Genomic DNA, 20,264 nt, shown 5'->3' on the forward strand with positions numbered 1-20,264 from the left:
GTCCTGACGACAGCTAGTCGTCGACGACGACCTGCGGGTCGAACCCCTGGGCACGCAGCGGTTCGGCCAGCACGTCGGCGTCGCCGACCACCACCAGGGTGAGCGCGCCGAGCGGCAGCAGCCGCTGGACGGCGTCCGTGGCCTGGTCGGGACTGATCCGCAGCAGTTCGGCCGTGTGCCGGTTCACGAACGACTGGTCCAGCCCCACCTCGACCAGGGCGGACGCCTGGTCGACGATGCCGGCGGCGGTGGCGCAGCGCAGTGGGGCCACCCCGACGAGGTAGTTGACCGCGTCGGTCAGCTCGGGCCGGGTGATCCCCCGGTCCCCGTCGGTGACCAGAAGGTCGGTCGCCTCGCTGATCGCGGCTGCCGCGACCTCGGTACGGAACGAGGCGTGCAGCGACAACAGGCCCCCGTGGCGGGCCGGCACGTTGGTCAACTGGACGCCGTAGGTGTACCCGCGCTCCTCGCGCAGTACCCGATTGAGCCGGCTGAGGAAGCCGCCGCCCAGGACGAACGTGCCCAGCCGCAGCGCGGGCCAGTCCGGGTGGCTGCGGTCAACGCCGAAGCTGCCGAGTCGCACATCGGCCTGCACGGCCCCGGACCGGTGGACGAGCAGGCAACGCGGTGGCGCGGCCAGGGGGCTCTCGTGCTGTACCGCGCCGGAACCGGTGCTGCGCCACCCGGCGAACGCGCGGTCGACGCGGCCGAGGAGGTCTGCCGGCAGGTCGCCGGCGAGCACCAGGGTGCTGGCGTCGGGGCGGTACTGGTCGGCGTGGGCGGTGCGGACGGCCTCGCCGCTGATCGCCGCGACCGTGTCCGCCTCACCCGCGGCCGACCGCGAGGCCCGGAAGGCGCCGTCGATGACGGCCGCACGGAACTCCTGGCCGCCCCGGTGGGCCGGGTGGGCCCGGTGCTGTGCGATCTCGGCCAGCCGCAGCTCGACCTGGCGCCGTACGTCGTCATCGCTCAACTGCGGCTCGCGCACGACCTCGGCCAGCAGCGGCAGTGCGGCGTCCAGTCGAGTGACGGGGACCTCGATGCTGAGGTGCGCCGCCGACTGGCTGGTGCCTCCGTGCAGGACCGCGCCGCACCCTTCGACAGCGTCGGCGAAGTCGGTTCCCGGGTGGCTGCGGGTGCCCTCGTCGAGCACCCGCAGGATCATCGATGACACCCCCTCCAGCGCCCTCGGTTCGGAGACCAGCGGCTGGTCGACGACGAGCGTGGCGTTCAGCAGGTGCTGTCCCGGCCGATGGAAGGCGAGCAGCCGCAGGCCGTTGTCAAGGGTCCTCCGCTCCGGTTCGGGGAACTGCCACACGCGCGGGGCGCCGACGACCGGACGGCTCATCACCGCTCCTTCCGATACGTGAGGACGGCCCGCTGTTCGGGCCGCAGGTACATCCGTGCGGCGGCGGCCACGGCGTCCGGTTCAATGGAGCGCACCTGGTCGAGCCGCTCGTTGACCTCGCCGGGGTCGCCGTGCAGTGTGGCGTAGCAGCCGAACAGGTCGGCGCGTGAGTCGAGCCGGGCGAGATCGGACAACCATTCGCGTTCGAACTGCGCCTTGGCGCGGTCCACCTCGGCCGGCTCCGGCCCTTCGTCGACCAGCCGGGTCACCTCGGCGAGCATGGCCTCCTCGAGCGCTTCGGCGGCCACGCCCGGCAGTGCCCTGGCGTGCGCGAAGCCGGTGCTGGTGCCGGCGATCAGCCCGGTCGCCGATGCCCCCGCGCCTTCGGCCACCTCGTCGGTGCGGACGAGCCGGCGGTGCAGCCGTGAGGTCTGCCCGCCCCCCAGCACCGCCAGGGCGAGCTCGGCGGCGTCGAAGTGGCGACTGTCCCTGGCCGGCAGCCGCCAGGCGAGGTAGGCGGCGTCGCTGGGCACTCGCGCCGCGACCTCACGCCGTGGCACCCCGGCCAGCGGGGGGAGTCCTGGGGTGGGGGAGCGGCGCGGCCGGCCGGCGGCCGGAAGTCTCCCCAGGGTCCGCTCGACCCTCGCCACCGCATCGGCCGGGTCGACGTCGCCGACCAGGGTGAGCACGGCGTTGTCCGGGGCGTAGTGCGTGGCGAAGAAGGAGCGGACGTCGGCGAGGTCGGCGGCGACGAGGTCGGCCATCGAGCCGATCGTCGGGTGGCCGTAGGGATGGTCGGCGGGAAACGTCAGTTCGACCAGGTGGATCAGCACGTCCCCGTAGGGCACGTTGTCGTAGCGCTGGCGTTTCTCCTCCATCACCACGTCGCGCTGGTTGTCGAGGGTCTCCTGGGTCAGCCGCAGGCTGCCGAGACGCTCGGCCTCCAGCCACAGGGCCAGGTCGAGGGCTCCCGTGGGGACGGTCTCGAAGTAGTTGGTGCGGTCGAACCAGGTGGTGGCGTTGGCCGAGCCGCCGACCGCTTGCACGGCCGCCAGATGCTCGCCGGCAGCCACCTGTGCCGAGCCCTCGAACATCAGGTGCTCGAACAGGTGGGCCAGGCCGGTGCGACCCGGTTGTTCGTCGCGCGAGCCGACGTCGAACCACAGATTGACGGCCACGACCGGCACGGACGGGTCAGGGCTGACGACCACCTGCAGTCCGTTGGCGAGCGTGGTCCGGTGCAGCGGGTAGCGCACGACGTCGGGGGGCATGCTGGCCATGGAACCACACCGAGCGGCACCGGCGGCGCCGGTTCGCCGGTGGTGAACGCGGCGGTTGTCAGACAGGGCGCCGTGGCGGCCGCAGCAGCAGCGTCAGGCCCATCACCACGATGGCGCCGGCCAGGATCGGCAGCATGGCGGTCAGCCCGCGTTCGAGCGCCAACGAATCGGTGACCGTCGACGGCCAGTAACCGCTCCCGCCGCCAGGTTGCTGCGGACCGGGCAGCGGTGAGTCGCTGGACGTCGGCTGCGGCAGGCTGGTCGACGAGGAGGACGCGGTGGGCTGCGACGCGGAGGCGGTCGCCACGGGCGTCGTGTCCTGGGTGGGCGCCACGGTGGTGTCGTCGCCGGGCTGCGCCTGGGTCGTCGGCTGCTGGACCACGACGGGCCGGGTGGCCGTGGGTCGGCTCGCCTGGGACGCCGAGCGGGTCGGAGTCCGGGTCGGCGTGGGCGACGCGGACGGCCGCTTGGTGGGCGTGGGCGTCGGGGTCGTCGTCGGCCGCACCGTCGGAGTGGGGGTCGGCCAGGAAGGCGTCGGCGTGGGCCTGACGGTCGGCGTCAACGTGGGCGTGGGTGTCGGAGTCACCGGCGGCCTGACGACCCCCGGCGGCCGCGGCTTCCCCGTGAAGGTCGGGGTCGGCCTCGGAACGAAGGACGCGCTCGGATCGACCGTCGGGAACGGCGTGGGCGAGATCGTCGGGCTGGGTTCGTCGGTGGGGCTGACGGTGGGGCTGGGGTCGTCGGTGGGGCTGACGGTGGGGCTGACGGTGGGGCTGGGGTCGTCGGTGGGGCTGACGGTGGGGCTGGGGTCGTCGGTGGGGCTGACGGTGGGGCTGGGGTCGTCGGTGGGGCTGACGGTGGGGCTGGGGTCGTCGGTGGGGCTGACGGTGGGGCTGACGGTGGGGCTGGGGTCGTCGGTGGGGCTGGGGTCGTCGGTGGGGCTCGGCACATCAGTCGGTGTCTCGGTCGGGTGCGCGGTGGGACTGGCCGTCGCACTTCCCGGCGGGGTGCTGCTGGGCGTGGGCGTGACGCTCGGGGTGGGCGTGACACTCGGGGTCGGCGTTGCGCTCGGTGAGGGCGTCCAGGTCCGGGTCGGCGTGGGATGCGGCGTCCTGCTGGGGCGCGGGTCGCGCGGGGGGAACGTGATCCGGCCGTCGCCGGCCAGGGGCGTCCCGGTGACCCAGGTGCGGATCGTGACCGACGAGACGGGCGTGGGTGCCGCGCTGGCTTCACGGCAGTCGTGCTCACCGCGGCAGGTGTCGTTGCCGGGGTGGGCCAGGGCTGGGCCGGCGGCGAGCAGGGCAGCACCCAGTGCGGCTACGGCACCCATCGCGGCGACGCGCAACCGCATGCGGAGATACCCGCTCATCCACCCCCCAGTGCTCACCACGGCTCAGCGTACCCAGCGGCTACTCGGCTTGTCTCTACGCGTTGTCAAGGGTCGCCACCGAGTGTCGAGACTTTGGGGTGCCCGATCGGGCTGCCTGGTGCTGTGCCTGCCGAGACGGCGCGCCCGTTCCCCTTACGGGCGCCGCAGCAGTCTAGTGGAAGGGGCTCGTCAGGTCGCCGCCGCCGGGTCCCCCGGGCGGGGGACAGTCCCTGACGGCCCAGGCCGCTCCCAGGGGCAGACGAAAAGGGCCCTGGCCGGTTGGCCAGGGCCCTTGTTGGTAGCTGGGGACAGGATTTGAACCTGTGACCTCTGGGACATGGGCAGGGGGGTCTCGATACCCCTAGTCAGACGGCATATACCACCTAGTCAGAGCGCTATACGAGGGTCTCAGTCAGGCTATGGAAGTTACCTGTGGGAGCTCATTGGTGCTGACATTGTCAGGGATTTTGTCAGGGTCTGGAACGACCCTCAGGCCGGCTGCCCGCGCCTGCTCCGAGTTCCGGGCGGGCGTCAACAGCCTCCACTCCGGTGACAGGACAGAACTCGAGATCGCAATGATGGTGGCGGTACACGGTGGGCCGCGACACCCTGAACATCTCGGCGATCTGGCTCACCGTGAGCTCGCCCTCGTCGTAGCGCCGCCGGATCTCGGCATCGACCTTCGCTGACAGCACCGCACGGCGTCCGCCCTTGCGTCCGCGAGCCCGGGCCGCGGCGAGCCCGTCACGGGTCCTGGCCACGATCAGATCGTGCTCGAACTCCGCGATTGCGCCGAGCAGGTTGAACAGCAGCCGGCCCTCGATCGTGGCGGTGTCGATGTTCTGCTCGGTGACTCGCAGGTTCACCCCACGGTCCCTGAGCAGGAAGCTTATCTCGACGAGATCCTTCATCGACCGTGCCAAACGGTCGAGCCGCGTGATGACCAGCGTGTCGCCGTCGCGGAGCAGGTCGAGGACATGGTCCCAGACCGGCCGGCTGGCCTTGGTGCCGGTGAACTTCTTCAGGTGGATGTCGGCCCGGTCGACTCCGGCGCTGAGCAGAGCATCGAGCTGGGAGTCGAGGCTCTGCAGGTGGGTCGAGACCCGGCCGTAGCCGAACGTCTTGTTCATAAACGCACCTTGCTTGTCATAGATAGCGGACACGCCAACCGTACGAAGTGCCCCCGACATCCGGCTGTGGTCTGCACCGTTAGCTGGCGGGGTTCTGTGGGTGGTATGTGGCGGTCAGTTAGCTGACGCCGATGACCAGGGTGCTGGCGGCGGCTTCGATGACGTCGTCGGTGATGGTGTCGAGCTCGTTGATCTTCAGGATGCGCTCGACCTGGGGGAAGAGGCGTTCCAGGAGCCGGAAGTTCCCGCGAGTGATGCGGGCGATGGCGGCGATGGCTTGGGCGTCGGTGAAGTCCGCGGGGTCGAGCGTCTTGCCGAGGGTGACCCAGTGCCGTTGCAGGACGAAGAGCAGTTCGTCATTGCCGAGCGGTCGGTATTGGTGGGCGAATCCGACGCGGCTGTAGAACTGTGGGTAGTGGCTGAACTGTTTCTCCAGGCCGGGCATGCCGATGAGGATGAGGGCGATGTTGTCGCGGTCGTAGCGGTCGCGCAGGAGTTCCAGAGCCGTGGCGCGGAGTCGTTCGGACTCATCGACGATGATCAGTTGCACGTAGTTCTCGAAGTGTCGCTTGCGTGACGTCACTATCGGGCCCTGCCCGACGGGGTGCAGGTGCTGCTCGATGCAGATGTTGGTGCGGGTGACGACCTCGTGGAGCTCCTCCTGCAAGGTCCGTGGGGTGGTCAGGACGCTGGGGGTGTAGAGCACGGTTCGGCTCTTGGCCAGCGCGGCGTAGACATTCGCGTCATCCTCGGTGCGAGGGCCCCAATCGGTCAGCAGGTCGTTGGTTTGGTCCCAGCGGGCGTAGCGGCGCGCGGACAGGGTCTTGCCCACGCCGGCGGGCCCGAAGCACAGGCCGATGGTGTGGCCGCGGCGTACGGCGTTGGCGAACTCGGTGAAGCGGCGGTGTTCCTTGGTCACGATGAAGCGCTGGTTCACCTCAGGTCCTCCTTGTAGACCTTCAACTTCCGTCGCGGCGCCGGCGGCGCCTTGGCCGGTGGGGTCGGGGAGGTGTGGGTGGCCACGACGGCGATGCGTTCGTTGATTCCTTCGCGGAGGGCGCGGCGGCGGGCGTTGCGGGCGGCTTGAATCTCTTTGAGGCTGACCTTCTGGCCGTGGTGGTCCTGGTTGACGGCCTTGCAGATGAACTCCTCGTGGTCGAAGACGCGGATCTCGGTGATGTCCCTGGGGTCGTAGCGGATGAGGACCGATCGGCCGACGTAGCCGGCCAGGGTCGGGGAGATGTAGCGCAGGCCCTGGAAGCGGATGCCGTCGCGGCGCACGATCCTGGTCTTGGCCACGGTCAGCAGCAGCCCGTCGAGGTCCTCGAGGCTCTCGGGCATGCGCGGCAGCCAACCGTCCCCGATCCACGCAGCGCGTGGTGAGGTGCCGATCTCGCTGTGGGGCCGGTCGTTGTAAGTGGTGACGAACGATTCCAGGGCGGTGTCGAGCTCTGCCAGTGACAGCTTCGGCGTGGGCCAGGGGTGCCCCCTGGTGATGTGTCCGGCGAGATCTGCCAGGAGCTCGGTGTTGACGGTGCCGAAGAACCTCTCGACCTTCCCGCGGCCCTGCGGGCGAGCGACGGTGGAGTGGACCAGCCGGATGTGCAGATCTACGGCGGTGGCGGTGAGCTGGTGGCTGATGAAGTCGCTGCCGTGGTCGACGTAGAGCACGTCGGGGATGCCGCACATCGGCCAGGCGAGGTCGGTCTTGTGCCAGATCGCCTGCCGCAGCGCCAAGGCCGTGTTCATCGCTGAGGGTGCGCCGAGGAAGACGGTGTAGCCGCAGATCGCCCGGGAGTGGTCATCGATGATCGCGGTCAGCCACGGCCGGGCAGGTTTTCCGTCGGTGCCCACCACGAGGATGTCGAGCATGGTGTGGTCGGCCTGCCACATCGCGTTGGGGTGCTCGGCACGCCGGCGCAGCGCCAGCTCGTACTTGTCGCGATATGACGCCGGCCCTTCCAGGGCGAGGGTGACCATGCCCGGGTCGAGGTCGGCGACGATCGCGCGCACCACGCCATAGGAGGGCACCGGCCACCCCTGCTCCTCGCAGATGGCACTGACCTTGCGGTGGATCGTGATGATCGCCGGGCGCGGCTTGCTCAACGCCAGCCCTTCGACCAACGACACGAGCTCGGCGGGCAGGCGATGGCTACCGGCATCAGCGCGCCTCCGCGTTCCGAGACCCGTATACCCCTCGGTGCGGAAGCGGGCGTGCCAGCGCTCCAGCGTGCGCAGCCCGACACCGGTGTCCCGGGCCAGCGCGGCGAGCGGGATCTGGTCCTCGACATGAAGCCTGAGGATTTGCCAGCGCTCGGCCGCGTCCATGACCTACACGGCGCTTCTCGACTGCCTTGGTTGCACCATTGGGGCGCTGTTGCGGTTCAGAGCACGGTAGATGGTGGCGCGGCTGACGCCCAGCACCGCACCGATCTGCGCCACCGTCATCTCGTTCTGCTCATACATCCGCCTCGCCGCCTTGACCTGATCCGGCGACAGGGCGGGCGGTCGCCCGCCTTTGCGGCCACGGGCCCGGGCGGCGGCCAGTCCTGCGTGGGTGCGCTCACGGATCAGGTCGCGCTCGAACTCGGCCAACGCGGCGAAGACATGGAACACCAGCCGCCCACCCGAGGAGGTGGTGTCGATCGTCTCCTGCAGGGAGCGGAACCCCACGCCGCGCTCGGACAGGATCTGCAGCTGGTCGATGAGGTGCCGGATTGAGCGACCCAGCCGGTCCAGCCGCCACACCACCAGCGTGTCCCCCGGGCGCAGCTGGTCCATCAGCTTCTCCAGCTCGGGCCGGTGGTCCAGGGAGCCCGAGATCGTGTCGACGAAGACCCGGCAGCACCCGGCGGCGGTGAGCGCATCGATCTGCAGTGCGGCGTCTTGATCGGTCGTCGACACACGCGCATAGCCCAGCAGAGGCCCCATGGCGTTGACTGTAGCGATACTCATCCAGCACGGGAAGTATCGAGCCATAGAATCCGGCACTGAGTTTCGTTACAAACGCTATGGATCGAGAACCGCGAAGTGTCAAGCATCCTGAGGAGTACGGCAGCCCTCGTCGTCGTTGTAGCGGAATCGTTCGTTTACGGGACGACAGGCCGTCCCATATGACGCACCGTCACCGGACAACCCTTCTCGGGCGGTCTTGCGAACATTCGGGCGTGGGTTTCCGCCGATGACCTGCACCGCCTCCGCAACGGGTTCCTCCTACGGGACGGACAACTGGACCGACCGCAACCGCTGCGAGGGCGGACCACTGAGCGTTAGGGGGTCCCGTCCGGCTCCGATGCCCTCTCCAGGCTTCGGACCGCTGCCAGGCGGTGGAGCTCAGACCGTCGGATGAGGAGTGCGGCAACGGGCGCCCGCGATCGCGCTGGCGGCGTGATGATTGGTCGTCATTCGCGCCCTTTGGTTCCTTCGCGCACCATCCGACGATGTTCGCCGCGGCCGGCGGCGTGCCCGCGTTGCGGGCGGAGTCGTTCAGTCGCGAGCGATGCGAAGGGCGACCCAGAGCGCGCACCTTCGGCAGATGTAGGCCGGTTCGCTCCCGAGTGCGTGGAGCGACCTTCGTGGCCGCTGGCGGCCGCAGCACGAGCATCGTTGCTGGGTGTCATCGGCCATGTCGCGATGGTGCCACGGGCCGGTGACCTTCGCGGGTCACAGGTAGCGGCAGACGTCCTCGGGGGAGCATGTGGCCGGGTCGCCGGTGGTGGCGTGCTCGCGCAGGATGGCGATCGTGGTGCGTAGCTGCGCGAGCTCGGCGAGCTGCCGGTCGATGACCGCGAGGCGGGTGTCGAGCAGGTCGGTGACGTGCTGGCAGGGGGCCTGGCCCCGGTCTCGGATGGCCAGCACCTGGCCGATCTGGGCCAGGGTCAGCCCGGCGGCTTGGCCCCGGCGGATGAAGTGCAGCCGGTCGAGCACCTCGGGGCCGTAGTCCCGGTACCCCGCCGGGCTGCGGTCGGGGTCGGGGAGGAGTCCGACGTCCTCGTAGTACCGCAGGGTCTTAGCTGTCGTGCCCGACGCCTGAGCCACCTCACCGATCCGCATGCCACTCATTCTGCCTTGACCTTCCAGTGCACTGGAAGGTCGATCCTGGTCCTGAGGCGCGGCAACAAGGGAGGACTTATGACGGCAACGGACAAGGGCAGGTCGTATGACCTGGCAGTGATCGGGTCCGGTGGGGCGGCGTTCGCGGCCGCGATCCGCGCCACCACCCTGGGCAAGCGGGTGGTGATGATCGAGCGCGGCACCATCGGCGGTACCTGCGTGAACACCGGGTGTGTGCCCTCCAAAGCCCTGCTCGCGGCCGCCGAGGCCCGCCACGTCACACTCGACGCCGCCCGGTTCCCCGGTCTGCCACTCCCCGACGCCCCACCGGTCGACATGCCCGCCATGGTCGCCGGCAAGGACAAGCTCGTCGGATCGCTGCGCAGCGAGAAGTACGCGGCCCTGGCCGCCGAGTACGGGTGGGCCCTCCACCCCGGCGAGGCCACCTTCGTCGGCACACCGACTGAGCCGGCACTCCGCGTGACCGGCCCGGACGGCACGGCGGAAACCGTCCGGGCCGCGCACCACCTCATCGCTACCGGCTCCACGCCCTGGGCGCCGCCGGTCCCCGGCCTGCAGGAGGCCGGTTATCTGACCTCGACGACCGCGATGGAGCTGGACCACGTCCCGGAGTCGCTGCTGGTCATCGGCGGCGGCTACGTCGCCATGGAGCAGGCCCAGCTCTTCTCCCGCCTCGGTGCCCAGGTCACCATGCTCGTCCGCTCACGGCTGGCCTCCCACGAGGAACCCGAGGCCGCCACCGCCCTGGAAGAAATCCTCGCCGACGAAGGCATCGAGATCATCCGCGGCGCGGTGCCCACCGCGGTGCGCCGCGACCCGGCCACCGGCGAGGTCACGGTCACCGCCACCACCGCCGACGGCTCACACGAGCTCCGCGCGGCCGAGCTCCTCGTTGCCACCGGCCGCCGCCCGGTCACCGGCACGCTCGGCCTCGACACCATCGGCGTGCGCGCCGGCAAGCGCGGCGAGGTCATCATCGACAGCCACCTGCGCACCACGAACCCGCGGATCTGGGCCGCGGGTGACGTCACCGCCCACCCGCAGTTCGTGTACGTCGCCGCGGCCCACGGCGCCCTGGTCGCCGACAACGCCCTCACCGGAGCCGGCCGGGAGGTCGACTACCGCCACCTGCCCCGGGTCGTGTTCACCAGCCCCGCCCTGGCCTCCGTCGGAATGACCGACCAGCAGGCCCGCACTGCCGGGATCCGCTGCGACAGCCGCGTCCTGCCCCTGGCGCACGTCCCGCGCGCCATCGTCAACCGTGACACCCGCGGGCTCATCAAGATCGTCACCGACGCCGACACCGGCCGCATCATCGGCATCACCGCCCTCGCCCAGGACGCCGGTGACCTCGCCGCCGCCGGCGTCTACATCCTCGAGGCCGGCATGACCACCGACCAGGTCGCCAACCTCTGGAGCCCCTACCTGACCATGGCCGAAGGCCTCAAACTCACCGCCCAAACCTTCACCACCGACATCACCAAACTCTCCTGCTGCGCAGCATGAACCCGCACAGGGATCCCTATACCGGAGCGTCGAGCCTGGCGACCTCTCTCGTTCGCTTTGGCTCCGTCAGAGACCGAACGCTCCTCCGCTGACGAGGATGACGATGCCGAGGCCGATCAGGACGATGGGGAACAGGATGTGTTCCCAGCGCTCGAGGACTTCAGCGATCGGCGGCCGGGTGGCAACGAACTTGGCGACTACGACCAGGACCGCGACGAGCGCGAGGAAGACGAGGCAGTAGGCGACCACTGCGATGGGTTCCACGCTGAGGAAGACGGGGACATAGACGCCGATGTTGTCTCCGCCGTTGGCGAAGGTGACTCCTGCGACGGTCCACGCGCTGACCTTCGTGCCCGTGACCTTGGCGTCATCGTCGTCATCGTCTCCGCGCCAGGCTTGCCATGCAGCCCAGAGACCGAGGGCCAGGGGGATGAGCCCGAAGTACGGGATAGCTGCTGAGGGCAGGAATGCTCCGGCTCCGATAGTCACCAGCACAGCGGCACCGAGGATGCAGGTGAACCCCACGTACTGGCCGACCAAGATGCGGGTGGTCGTCCCGCGTTGGCCCGCGCCGCGGGCGAAGAACAAGGAGAGCACGATGATGTCGTCGATGTTGGTCGCGATGAACAGGCCGATTGCCTGCAGGACCGCAGCCAGGATCACGCGCCCGCCTCTGCTGCGTCGCATCCGTGCACCGAGCAGGCAGGATCGATGCACGGGGCGTTCTCGTCAACCGCGAGGGTGACGTCAACCAGGGCGGTCAGCGCCTGCGTCAGGTGGGGATCGGCGATCTCGTAGCGCGTCTTGCGGCCCTCGGGTTCGGCAGCAACGATGCCGCAGTCGCGCAGGCACGCCAGATGATTGGACACGTTGGAGCGTGTGAGGTCCAGATCGCGGGCCAGCTCTGCCGGGTAGGCCGGCCGGTCGAGCAGCGTCAGGATGATCCGGGACCTGGTCGGGTCGGCCAGCGCGCGGCCCAACCGGTTCATCACGTCCAGGCGAGAAGCAATGGTCAGCATGCGCTGAACTATACAGCGAGGACTGAAGTGGTTTTACGCAGCCCGGAGTCGCTAAGCGTGCGAACGAGGCTGTGTCAGTTGGGGATCGACCCACGGGACGATTCGCCCGATCATCAGGGAACTCACGAAGCGGCGACAGAACCCCGCCACATAACGGCCAAGGCCACAATCCGGCCGGGCCCGAACGACCGCGTCCATAGACATTCGTTTGCGGACGTGGTCCTACAAGCGGTGATGGAGCAACGGGGTTCGGCTCGGCTACAAACGGAACGTTCGATTACCTCTGGCAGTTACAGGGGTACTTGACGCGACGAGCCGGCTACTCCTTTCAGACGCCCTGACTTGGCGCTAACTTGCGACAGCCACCCGGTCGAAAACGAAGCCGCTCAGAGCCTGCTGTGATCCGTTGGCCGGGTCCACGATCCACAGGTGTCGGTCAGATACGGCCAGCAGCCGCGGGGTCTTGCCCTCCAACCATCCGTACTGATCGTTGGCGTTGACGTCGTGAAGGGTGCCTGGAACCTGCATGGTCCGTCCTGTTGCGAGGTCGACCAGCATGATCCGGGTGTGATCGTCGCCCTTGGCGGTCATCGTGATGGCCAGGTAGCGGCCGTTGGCCGAGATCAATCCGTCGTCGCCCGAGTTGTACTGCGAGGTGAGCCGGTCGACGGCCTTCAACCCTTGCGGTGTCGCTGGTGCCTTCGTGCCGGTACGGCTGCGCTGAGTGACGCCGCACCGTGGGCATGTCCTCACCAGGACCGCGGTGGGCCCGAGCCCGATCTTCTGCCACTGTGGACGCCAGCCGCGCAGCCTCTTCGTCGAGCGTGGGGTGACGATGTACAGGGTGTTCGCCTTGCTCGTGAGCAGGTGGCCAGCCCCATCGGTATCGGGCAGGTCGTAGACAGCGGAGAGTGCGCGGCGACTCAGCACACGCGGGGTCTCGCCGCTGGTGCTCAGCCGAGTCACGAGTCGTCGACCGTCTGTGGGTTGCTCCGGGACGACCCACAGGGTCTCGCCCTCACCCGAATAGAGCCGACCGGATCCTCCGAACTCGCTCGGTAGCGGCCGGAGTTCCCCCTGGGCGGTGACGAGGAAACCCTGGGGATCGTCCACCTGCTTGACCACCAACAGGCCTGGCACTGCGACGAAGTTCTTGAAGGCGTCCAGTTGCGGCGCGGCGATCAGTTCAACTGTCCGGTGGGCGATATCGATGCTCAGCACCCCTCCGTCGGTTTCGGCGTAGACGTGGCCACTGCCGGCGACCTTCAACGCCTCGGGGAACGCGACCCGAACTGGCGGCACCGAAGCGTCCGCGGTTGAGGGCGCGGCGGAGGAACCCGTCGATGACCCGGTGGGACGGCTCGCCGTCGATGCCGCCGGGGCGCTTGGTGTCGCTGCTTGCGGATCGGTGCACCCGAGCAGGAGAAGAAGCGCGGCCGCTGCAGCCACCATCGTGCGACGCATCACACTTTCTCCCTTTGCCACCGGCCCGATCGCGGAAATGAGGTGCCTGCGGTGGACCCAAGTCACCATAGTGGGCCCCGAACGATCTTCCACGACAGGGTTCTGATGACATTCGCGAGGCCGAGCTGGCGCGCGCCGGGGCTGCTTCGACGGTCTGCTTGGTCGTATTGGCTGGGTCTCCAGCATCACCCGCCTTTGCTGCCACATACACCGTTTACTGGAACACCTCGAGCTCCCCCTACGCGTATGGCTACGCCTACACCGATGTGAACTGCAATGGTCCACACGGATCGAGGATCGCAATTTCGGAGCAGGAAGTTCGTCGGCGCACTCAACCGGCACCACATGGTCGGCTCCATGGGCAGGGTCGGCGCCTGCGGCGACAACGCCGCCATGGAATCCTTCTTCTCCCTGCTCCAGAAGAACGTCCTCAACCGAGGCACCTGGGCCACCCGCGAGGAACTCCGGATCGCGATCGTCACCTGGATCGAACGCACCTACCACCGCCGCCGACGCCAACACGGCCTGGGCCGATAGACCCCCATCGAGTACGAGACCATCATGACCACGACAGCCAATCAGGCTGCGTGACCAAACACTGTCACCTGATCGTGCAGCAGACCCAAGAAGTGCTCGATGAACGGCACCAAGCCGCAGATCCAGGTCTACGTCTCCGACCTTGACTCGGTCGGCTACACCCTCACCATGCGAGTGGGCAACGGCAGCACCTCCGACAGCGGCAGGGGCAGCCAGTGGCACACCTACCTGACCGGCCGCGGTGGCGACACCTCGACCTGCTCGGCGAGCTTGTCCTGACCCTGGCTTCAACCTCGTTCAACAACACCACCCGGACGCCTCACCGCGTCCGGGTAGTGTTGTCTGTTCTGGCCTAACCGCCAACCCCAAACCGCCGGGACCGATGCGTGCCTGCCGCCAGGTGCTCGACGGATTTTCCGATCACTGTCAGGGATTTTGTCAGGGTCTTGGATTTGCCATGGGCAAGAAAGGAGGCCCGCTGACCGGGTGTTTCACCTAGTCAGCGGGCCTTTCTGGTAGCGGGGACAGGATTTGAACCTGTGACCTCTGGGTTATGAGCCCAGCGAGCTACCGAGCTGCTCCACCCCGCGTCGCTTCAACGACTATAGGTGACGGTCACGGAACCTTCAAATCGGGGCCGCGCCGCAGCCCCGACGTGCCTTTGCAGTCTCGACTAGGCCCTCGGCTAGACTTTCCGCGCGATCCGGCCCCGCGGCCAGCCACGAGGAGGACAGATGGTCTCCAGCCCCACCGCAGCAGTTGCGCCACGACGAAGGCTGCGCTGGGCGGCTCTGGTTGCCGCCACCATGGCTGTGCTCACCGCGTGCGTGGGGCAGTCGCCGACGGCCCCCACCCAGGAGGCCCGCACCCTCGTGGTCGGCGCCAGCCTCGAGCCGCCCACCCTCGACCCGAGTGCGTCGCCGGCCGCGTCGATCCCGCAGCTGTTGCTGTACAACGTCTACCAGACGCTGGTTCGGATGAACGAGCAGGGCGAGCTCGAACCACTGTTGGCGCAGACCTGGAACGTCAGCTCCGATCGCACCGTCTACACGTTCAAACTGAACCCGGCCGCGAGGTTCGCCAGCGGGACGCCGGTGACGGCCGAGGCGGTGGTCACCAGCTTCGACCGGATCAAGACCGAGAACATCTCGGCGCCGTTGGTCGAACAGATGACCGTGGTGAAGTCGACCGAGGCCGTCGACGAACACACCGTCAAGGTGACGCTCAGCCACCCGTCCAACCTGTGGCTGTACGACATCAGCTCGACCGCGGGTATCGTCTACGACCCGGCCGGCCTGGCCAACCTGGGCACCGCGCCGGCGGGCTCCGGACCCTTCGTGCTGCAGCGGTGGAACAAGGGCCAGAGCGTGGTGCTGGCCGCCAACCCCGACTACTGGGGCACCCCGTCCCGGCTCGACCTGGTCACCTTCCGCTACTTCGCCGACCCCAACGCCATGAACACCGCCATGCTCGCCGGCGACCTCGACGTCATCTCGAACCTGCAGGCACCGGACGCCCTGGACCAGTTCGGCGACACCAGCCGGTTCACCGTCATGGACGGCACCACGACCGGCGAGGTGGTGCTGGCCCTCAACAACGCCCGCAGCGCGTTCAAGGACGTCCGGGTACGGCGGGCCATCTCGATGGCCATCGACAAGAAGGCGCTGCTCGACACCGTCTGGAACGGGCAAGGCAGCCTGATCGGGTCGATGGCGGTGCCCACGGACCCGTGGTACGAGGATCTCACCGCGATCAACGGCTATGACCGGGCCGAGGCGAAGAAGCTGCTCGCGGCCGCGAAGGCCACCGACCTGTCGCTGAAGCTGCGGGTGCCGACGACGGCGTATGCGACCAAGAGCGCCCAGTTCGTCGAGAGCGCCCTGCGCGAGGTGGGCGTCAAGGTCACCGTCGAAGAACTCGACTTCGCCACCTGGCTCAACGACGTCCACAACGGCGGCAACTACGACATGTCGATCGTCGCGCACGTCGAGGCGCGCGACATCCGCAGGTTCACCGATCCCGACTACTACTTCCACTTCGACAACGCCGACTTCGACAAGGAGTTCGAGGCGGCCGACGAGGCCCCGGTCGACGACTTCGTGCCGCTGATGAAGAAGGCGACGCGCACGCTGGCCACCGATGCGGCCGCCGTCTGGCTGTTCGCCCTGCCGAACCTGGTGATCACCAAGAACACCATCACCGGCGTGCCGCAGAACGCCGCCACCCTCAGCTTCGACCTGAGCGCCATCGCGAAGCGATAGGACGCCACCCGTGCCGGTCCTGGCCTTCCTCGGACGACGGCTGGCGATCTTCGCGATCAGCCTGGTCGGTGCATCGATGCTGATCTTCGCCGTGTGTTCGGCCCTGCCCGGCGAGGTCGCCGAGATCATCCTCGGCGAGGGTGCCAGCCAGGCCCAGATCGAGGCGCTCACCGCCGAACTCGGCCTGGACCGGCCGCCGGTGGTGCGCTACCTGGAGTGGGTGGGCGGCATGCTGCACGGAGACTTCGGGGTCTCCTACTTCACCGGCCAGAGCGTGTCGGGGCTGATGGCCCCGCGGATCGCCGTCACGCTGTGGCTGGTCCTCTTCGCCCTGCTGCTGTCGGTGGCCGTCGCCCTCCCGGTCGGCATGCTGGCGGCGATGAAGCGGCGGTCGTGGCAGGGGTTCGCCGCGACGGCCGTCGCCCAGCTGGGCATGGCCGTTCCCGCGTTCTGGGCGGCCATCGTGCTGGTGCTGGTGTTCGCGGTGGGACTGCGCTGGTTGCCCGCCAACGGCTACATCCCGCTCACCACCGACCCGGTCAGCTGGGCGGCGCACCTGGTGCTGCCCGTGACGTCGCTGGCCATCGTGCAGTCGGCGGTGCTGGTGCGCTACGTCCGCTCGGCGTTCATCGAGGTGCTCAGCGAGGACTACTACCGCACCGCGCGGGCGGTGGGCTGGCGTCCGTTCCCGGCGTTGCTGCGGCACGGCCTGCGCAACGCGGCCCTCTCGCTGGTGACGGTGGTGGGCCTGCAGCTGGCTTCGGTGCTGGTCGGCGCGATCGTGATCGAACAGGTGTTCGCGCTGCCCGGGCTGGGCAGCCAGCTGCTCAGTGCCGTGTCCCAGCGCGACCTGATGATCGTCCAGGGCGTGGTGATGTTCCTGGCCGCCTCGGTGCTGTTGATCAACTTCCTGGTCGACCTGTCGTACGCGTGGATCGACCCGCGGCTACGGACGGAGGCGGAGCGGTGAGGCGGCTCGGCCTGTACGTCGGCGCCGCGCTGGTGACGCTGGTGGTCGCGATGGCGCTGGTCTCGCTGTTCTGGACGCCGTACGACCCGACCCTGGTGGTCGCCGGGCAGCGTCTTCAGGGCCCCAGCGCGGCGCACTGGCTCGGCACCGACGCGATGGGCATCGACAACTTCAGCCGCATCCTGGTCGGCGCCCAGACCACGATCGTGGTCGGCGTGGTCTCGGTCGGCATCGCAGCCGTGATCGGCGTCCCGCTGGGCATGCTGGCCGGCCAGGCGCGGGGGTGGGTCGACGAGGTGGTCATGCGGATCACCGACATCGCCTACGCGTTCCCGGCCCTGCTGCTGGCGATCCTGCTGGCCGCCCGGTTCGGCGCCTCGCCGGTGACGGCGATGACCGCCATCGGGCTGGCAACCATTCCGAGTTTCGCCCGGATCACCCGGGCCGGCACCCTGCAGGTGATGCGGACCGACTTCGTGCTGGCCGCCCGGGCCTCGGGCATCCGCTGGCCGGGCATCTCGCTGCGGCACGTCCTGCCCAACATCGCCCCGCTGATCGGCGTCCAGGCGTCGGTCACGTTCGCGCTGGCGATCCTCGCCGAGGCGGCGTTGAGCTTCCTGGGGCTGTCGACGGCGGCGATCGTGCCCACCTGGGGCAAGATGCTGCGCGACGCGCAGACGGTGATGTTCAACGCCCCGCTGCAGGCGGTCTGGCCGGGACTGGCGATCGCTGCGGCGGTGCTCGGCTTCAACCTGCTCGGCGACGGGCTGCGCGACCTGCTCGACCCCCGGTTGCGGGAGGTGTCGTGAGCCTGCTCGAGGTGAGCGACCTCACCGTCTCGTTCGGACGCCGGCGCCGCGTCGCCGTCGACCACGCGTCGTTCAGCCTGGAGGCCGGCCAGCGGTTGGGCATCATCGGCGAATCCGGCTCGGGCAAGACCGTGACGGCCCTGTCGGTGATGGGGCTGCTGCCCGAGACGGCGCAGGTGGCCGGCTCGGTACGGCTCGCCGGACGCGAGCTCGTCGGCCTGCCCGAGTCGCAGCACGCCCGGTTGCGCGGCGACCTGGTGTCGATGGTGTTCCAGGAGCCGATGACGGCGCTGGACCCGACGATGCAGGTGGGCCGCCAAGTCGCCGAAGTGCTGCGGCTGCACGCCCCCGAACGTTCGGGACGGGCCCGGCAGCACGTGCTGGAGATGCTGGGCCGGGTCGGGTTGACGGACGCCGAACGGGTCGCGGACAGCTTCCCGCACCAGCTCTCGGGCGGACAGCGACAGCGGTGCCTGCTGGCGATGGCGTTGATCAACTCTCCCGACCTGGTGATCTGCGACGAACCCACGACCGCGCTCGACGTCACCGTGCAGGCCAGGGTGCTGGCGCTGCTGGACGAGGTGCTCTCGGCCGAAGGGGCGGCGTGCCTGTTCATCAGCCACGATCTCGCCGTGGTCTCGCAGGTGTGCAGCGACGTGCTGGTGATGCTCGACGGGGACATCGTCGAGGCCGGCCCGGTGGCGAAGCTGTTCACCGCCCCGGAGCACCCCTACACCCGCGGCCTGGTGGCCACGGCCCGGATCGACCAGGTGCGGCCGGGGGAGCGGCTGCCGACCGTGGAGGACTTCTACCCGCGAGCGGAGGCACGATGAGCGCGCCGACCCTGCCCCCGGACGCGGCGGCGTCCACCCCGCTGTACCGGGTGCGGGGCCTGACCCGCACCTTCGGCCGGGCCGGCCGGGTGAAGGCGCTCGATGGCGTGGACCTCGACGTCTCGGCCGGCCAGCGGCTCGGCATAGTCGGAGAGTCGGGGTCCGGCAAGTCGACGCTGATCCGGCTGATGGCCGCCCTGGACCGGCCCACCACCGGCAGCATCAGCTTCGAGGGCCAGGAGATCACCCGGCTGCCCGAACCCAGGCTCGGTTTCCTGCGCGCGTCGGTGCAGCTGGTGTTCCAGGACCCCCGCTCCTCGCTCGACCCGCGGATGACGGTTGGATCGATCGTCACCGAGCCGCTGCGGTCGCGGCATCTGCGCGGCGCCCTCGGGCCGGTGCAGGCCGGCGTCCGGCTGCGTGAGGTGCTGGACGCCGTCGACCTGCCCCCGGACGCCGCCGGCCGGTACCCGCACGAGTTCTCCGGCGGTCAGCGGCAACGGATCGCGATCGCCCGGGCCCTGGCACCCGGACCGCGGGTGCTGATCGCCGACGAGCCGGTCTCGGCACTGGACGTCAGCGTGCGGGCCCAGGTGCTGAACCTGCTTGCCGGACTGGTCGCCGCCAACGACCTCACCCTGATCTTCGTCAGCCACGACCTGGCGGTGGTGCGACACCTGTGCGACACCGTGGTGGTGCTGCGGGCTGGGCGGATCGATGAACAGGGCCCGGCCGAGCAGGTCTTCGGCGAGCCCCGCTCCGAGTACACCAGGGCGCTCGTCTCGGCCATTCCCCGCATTCGGGTCTAGCCGTCACCCCGGCGGACGCCGGACCTCGTCAGTCCGCGTCGGCCAGCTGTGCGACGACGGCGTCGTGCAGCCGGCCGTTGCTGGCGATGGCGCCGGGGCCGTCGACCCCGTCGACCCCGTCGAGGTTGGTGAACCGCCCACCGGCCTCACGGACGATCACGTCGAGCGCGGCCATGTCGTGCAGGGCCAACTCGGGTTCGGCGGCGAGGTCGACCGCACCCTCGGCCACCAGCATGTAGCTCCAGAAGTCGCCGTAGGCGCGGGTGCGCCAGCACCCCCGCATCAGGTCGACGAACTGCTGGCCCCGGCTGCCCTCGACCCAGCCGTGCAGCGAGCTGTAGGAGAGCGAGGCGTCCGACAGTTCGGCCACCTGCGACACCCCGATCGGGTGCCCCTGCAGCAGGGTCTTGCCGCTGAAGGCGCCGCCGCCCACGCTGGCCCACCAGCGGCGTCCCAGGGCCGGTGCCGACACCACACCCACCACGACCTTGCCGTCGACCATCAGGCCGATCAGCGTCGCCCAGACCGGCACGCCGCGGACGAAGTTCTTGGTGCCGTCGATCGGGTCGATGACCCAGCGACGCGGACCCCACCCGGTGTCCTCGCGCTCCTCGCCGTGCACGGCGTCGCGCGGCCGGGCGGTCTTCAACGTGCGGCGGATGGCGTCCTCGACGGCCACGTCGGCATCGCTGACCGGGGTCAGGTCGGGCTTCGAATCGACCTTCAGGTCGAGCGCCTTGAACCTGTTCATCGTGATGGAGTCGGCGTTGTCGGCCATCACGTGGGCAAGTCTCAGGTCGTCCAGGAAGCTCTGCTCAGCCATATGGTTCAACCTAGCGGTTCACCGGTGCCGCC

19 protein-coding genes, 1 tRNA gene and 1 pseudogene are annotated in these 20,264 nt (G+C 69.2%); 8 read left to right on the top strand and 13 right to left on the bottom strand.

Annotated features, from left to right (window positions below; translation table 11 throughout):
• Positions 1–13: 13 nt before the first annotated feature.
• The 8 genes from OIE40_RS05600 to OIE40_RS05635 form a co-directional block, all read right to left on the bottom strand.
• Entirely contained in the window at positions 14–1,348 is a 1,335-nt protein-coding gene (locus OIE40_RS05600) for a M16 family metallopeptidase (RefSeq protein ID WP_264700864.1), read from the bottom strand.
• Positions 1,348–2,619 (bottom strand): M16 family metallopeptidase, encoded by a 1,272-nt coding sequence (locus OIE40_RS05605; protein ID WP_264700867.1) that lies wholly within the window; start codon positions 2,617–2,619, stop codon positions 1,348–1,350. Before OIE40_RS05605 ends, OIE40_RS05600 begins: the two co-directional genes overlap by 1 nt.
• Positions 2,620–2,686: 67 nt before the next feature.
• Positions 2,687–3,997: a hypothetical protein gene (locus tag OIE40_RS05610; RefSeq protein WP_264700869.1), complete on the bottom strand. Its 1,311-nt coding sequence runs from the start codon at positions 3,995–3,997 to the stop codon at positions 2,687–2,689.
• Positions 3,998–4,467: 470 nt separating this feature from the next.
• Positions 4,468–5,127, bottom strand: coding sequence for a recombinase family protein (locus OIE40_RS05615; protein ID WP_264700871.1), 660 nt, complete (start codon positions 5,125–5,127; stop codon positions 4,468–4,470).
• A gap of 118 nt (positions 5,128–5,245) precedes the next feature.
• On the bottom strand, positions 5,246–6,064 hold the full coding sequence (locus OIE40_RS05620; RefSeq protein WP_105185971.1) for an AAA family ATPase: 819 nt from the start codon (positions 6,062–6,064) through the stop codon (positions 5,246–5,248).
• Positions 6,061–7,455 (bottom strand): Mu transposase C-terminal domain-containing protein, encoded by a 1,395-nt coding sequence (locus OIE40_RS05625; protein ID WP_105185970.1) that lies wholly within the window; start codon positions 7,453–7,455, stop codon positions 6,061–6,063. The genes OIE40_RS05620 and OIE40_RS05625 overlap by 4 nt, the downstream gene beginning before the upstream one ends.
• A 3-nt stretch (positions 7,456–7,458) precedes the next feature.
• Positions 7,459–8,058 carry a recombinase family protein gene (locus OIE40_RS05630; RefSeq protein ID WP_264700876.1) on the bottom strand — a complete coding sequence of 200 codons (600 nt, stop codon included), beginning with the start codon at positions 8,056–8,058 and terminating at the stop codon, positions 7,459–7,461.
• Between the two features lie 732 nt (positions 8,059–8,790).
• Positions 8,791–9,180, bottom strand: a complete 390-nt coding sequence (locus OIE40_RS05635; RefSeq protein ID WP_028708020.1) for a heavy metal-responsive transcriptional regulator — start codon at positions 9,178–9,180, stop codon at positions 8,791–8,793.
• Positions 9,181–9,258: 78 nt separating this feature from the next.
• On the opposite strand from OIE40_RS05635, the gene merA reads away from it, so the two are divergent.
• Positions 9,259–10,707, top strand: a complete 1,449-nt coding sequence (gene merA, locus OIE40_RS05640; RefSeq protein ID WP_030153508.1) for a mercury(II) reductase — start codon at positions 9,259–9,261, stop codon at positions 10,705–10,707.
• A 66-nt stretch (positions 10,708–10,773) separates the two neighbouring features.
• On the opposite strand, the gene OIE40_RS05645 is transcribed toward merA, so the two are convergent.
• From OIE40_RS05645 to OIE40_RS05655, 3 genes are all read right to left on the bottom strand, one after another.
• Entirely contained in the window at positions 10,774–11,370 is a 597-nt protein-coding gene (locus OIE40_RS05645) for a cadmium resistance transporter (protein ID WP_264700890.1), read from the bottom strand.
• The gene (cmtR, locus tag OIE40_RS05650) at positions 11,367–11,726 is read right to left on the bottom strand and encodes a Cd(II)/Pb(II)-sensing metalloregulatory transcriptional regulator CmtR (RefSeq protein ID WP_028708027.1); all 360 of its coding nucleotides are present in this window, start codon (positions 11,724–11,726) and stop codon (positions 11,367–11,369) included. The genes OIE40_RS05645 and cmtR overlap by 4 nt, the downstream gene beginning before the upstream one ends.
• Before the next feature lie 348 nt (positions 11,727–12,074).
• Positions 12,075–13,283, bottom strand: coding sequence for a hypothetical protein (locus tag OIE40_RS05655; protein ID WP_264700897.1), 1,209 nt, complete (start codon positions 13,281–13,283; stop codon positions 12,075–12,077).
• Between the two features lie 183 nt (positions 13,284–13,466).
• On the opposite strand from OIE40_RS05655, the pseudogene OIE40_RS05660 reads away from it, so the two are divergent.
• Both OIE40_RS05660 and OIE40_RS05665 read left to right on the top strand, forming a co-directional pair.
• Positions 13,467–13,727: pseudogene (locus OIE40_RS05660) on the top strand (integrase core domain-containing protein); the annotation flags it as partial.
• A gap of 99 nt (positions 13,728–13,826) precedes the next feature.
• Positions 13,827–14,006, top strand: coding sequence for a hypothetical protein (locus tag OIE40_RS05665; protein ID WP_264700899.1), 180 nt, complete (start codon positions 13,827–13,829; stop codon positions 14,004–14,006).
• Positions 14,007–14,240: 234 nt separating this feature from the next.
• On the opposite strand, the gene OIE40_RS05670 is transcribed toward OIE40_RS05665, so the two are convergent.
• Positions 14,241–14,317: transfer RNA gene (locus OIE40_RS05670), tRNA-Met, on the bottom strand.
• A 144-nt stretch (positions 14,318–14,461) separates the two neighbouring features.
• On the opposite strand from OIE40_RS05670, the gene OIE40_RS05675 reads away from it, so the two are divergent.
• Genes OIE40_RS05675 through OIE40_RS05695 form a run of 5 tightly spaced genes read left to right on the top strand, consistent with a single transcriptional unit; the run spans position 14,462 to position 19,409 of the window.
• A complete protein-coding gene (locus OIE40_RS05675; RefSeq protein WP_264700901.1) occupies positions 14,462–15,988 on the top strand; it encodes an ABC transporter substrate-binding protein in 1,527 nt (508 codons plus the stop codon).
• A 10-nt stretch (positions 15,989–15,998) separates the two neighbouring features.
• Entirely contained in the window at positions 15,999–16,958 is a 960-nt protein-coding gene (locus OIE40_RS05680; protein WP_264700903.1) for an ABC transporter permease, read from the top strand.
• Positions 16,955–17,767 (top strand): ABC transporter permease, encoded by an 813-nt coding sequence (locus OIE40_RS05685; RefSeq protein WP_264700904.1) that lies wholly within the window; start codon positions 16,955–16,957, stop codon positions 17,765–17,767. The genes OIE40_RS05680 and OIE40_RS05685 overlap by 4 nt, the downstream gene beginning before the upstream one ends.
• A complete protein-coding gene (locus tag OIE40_RS05690; protein WP_264700906.1) occupies positions 17,764–18,600 on the top strand; it encodes an ABC transporter ATP-binding protein in 837 nt (278 codons plus the stop codon). The genes OIE40_RS05685 and OIE40_RS05690 overlap by 4 nt, the downstream gene beginning before the upstream one ends.
• The gene (locus OIE40_RS05695; protein WP_264700908.1) at positions 18,597–19,409 is read left to right on the top strand and encodes an ABC transporter ATP-binding protein; all 813 of its coding nucleotides are present in this window, start codon (positions 18,597–18,599) and stop codon (positions 19,407–19,409) included. Before OIE40_RS05690 ends, OIE40_RS05695 begins: the two co-directional genes overlap by 4 nt.
• Positions 19,410–19,437: 28 nt before the next feature.
• Here OIE40_RS05695 and OIE40_RS05700 read toward each other — a convergent pair whose 3' ends face one another.
• A complete protein-coding gene (locus OIE40_RS05700; protein ID WP_264700911.1) occupies positions 19,438–20,232 on the bottom strand; it encodes an inositol monophosphatase family protein in 795 nt (264 codons plus the stop codon).
• Positions 20,233–20,264: the final 32 nt, after the last annotated feature.

The organism is Micropruina sonneratiae, from assembly GCF_025972045.1.
Classification (GTDB): domain Bacteria; phylum Actinomycetota; class Actinomycetes; order Propionibacteriales; family Propionibacteriaceae; genus Micropruina; species Micropruina sonneratiae.

Coding starts and splice junctions, on each gene's coding strand:
- OIE40_RS05600 (WP_264700864.1), bottom strand. CDS start 1,348: ATGAGCCGTCCGGTCGTCGGCGCCCCGCGCGTGTGGCAGTTCCCCGAA.
- OIE40_RS05605 (WP_264700867.1), bottom strand. CDS start 2,619: ATGCCCCCCGACGTCGTGCGCTACCCGCTGCACCGGACCACGCTCGCC.
- OIE40_RS05610 (WP_264700869.1), bottom strand. CDS start 3,997: ATGAGCGGGTATCTCCGCATGCGGTTGCGCGTCGCCGCGATGGGTGCC.
- OIE40_RS05615 (WP_264700871.1), bottom strand. CDS start 5,127: ATGAACAAGACGTTCGGCTACGGCCGGGTCTCGACCCACCTGCAGAGC.
- OIE40_RS05625 (WP_105185970.1), bottom strand. CDS start 7,455: ATGGACGCGGCCGAGCGCTGGCAAATCCTCAGGCTTCATGTCGAGGAC.
- OIE40_RS05630 (WP_264700876.1), bottom strand. CDS start 8,058: ATGGGGCCTCTGCTGGGCTATGCGCGTGTGTCGACGACCGATCAAGAC.
- OIE40_RS05635 (WP_028708020.1), bottom strand. CDS start 9,180: ATGCGGATCGGTGAGGTGGCTCAGGCGTCGGGCACGACAGCTAAGACC.
- merA (WP_030153508.1), top strand. CDS start 9,259: ATGACGGCAACGGACAAGGGCAGGTCGTATGACCTGGCAGTGATCGGG.
- cmtR (WP_028708027.1), bottom strand. CDS start 11,726: ATGCTGACCATTGCTTCTCGCCTGGACGTGATGAACCGGTTGGGCCGC.
- OIE40_RS05665 (WP_264700899.1), top strand. CDS start 13,827: ATGAACGGCACCAAGCCGCAGATCCAGGTCTACGTCTCCGACCTTGAC.
- OIE40_RS05675 (WP_264700901.1), top strand. CDS start 14,462: ATGGTCTCCAGCCCCACCGCAGCAGTTGCGCCACGACGAAGGCTGCGC.
- OIE40_RS05695 (WP_264700908.1), top strand. CDS start 18,597: ATGAGCGCGCCGACCCTGCCCCCGGACGCGGCGGCGTCCACCCCGCTG.
- OIE40_RS05700 (WP_264700911.1), bottom strand. CDS start 20,232: ATGGCTGAGCAGAGCTTCCTGGACGACCTGAGACTTGCCCACGTGATG.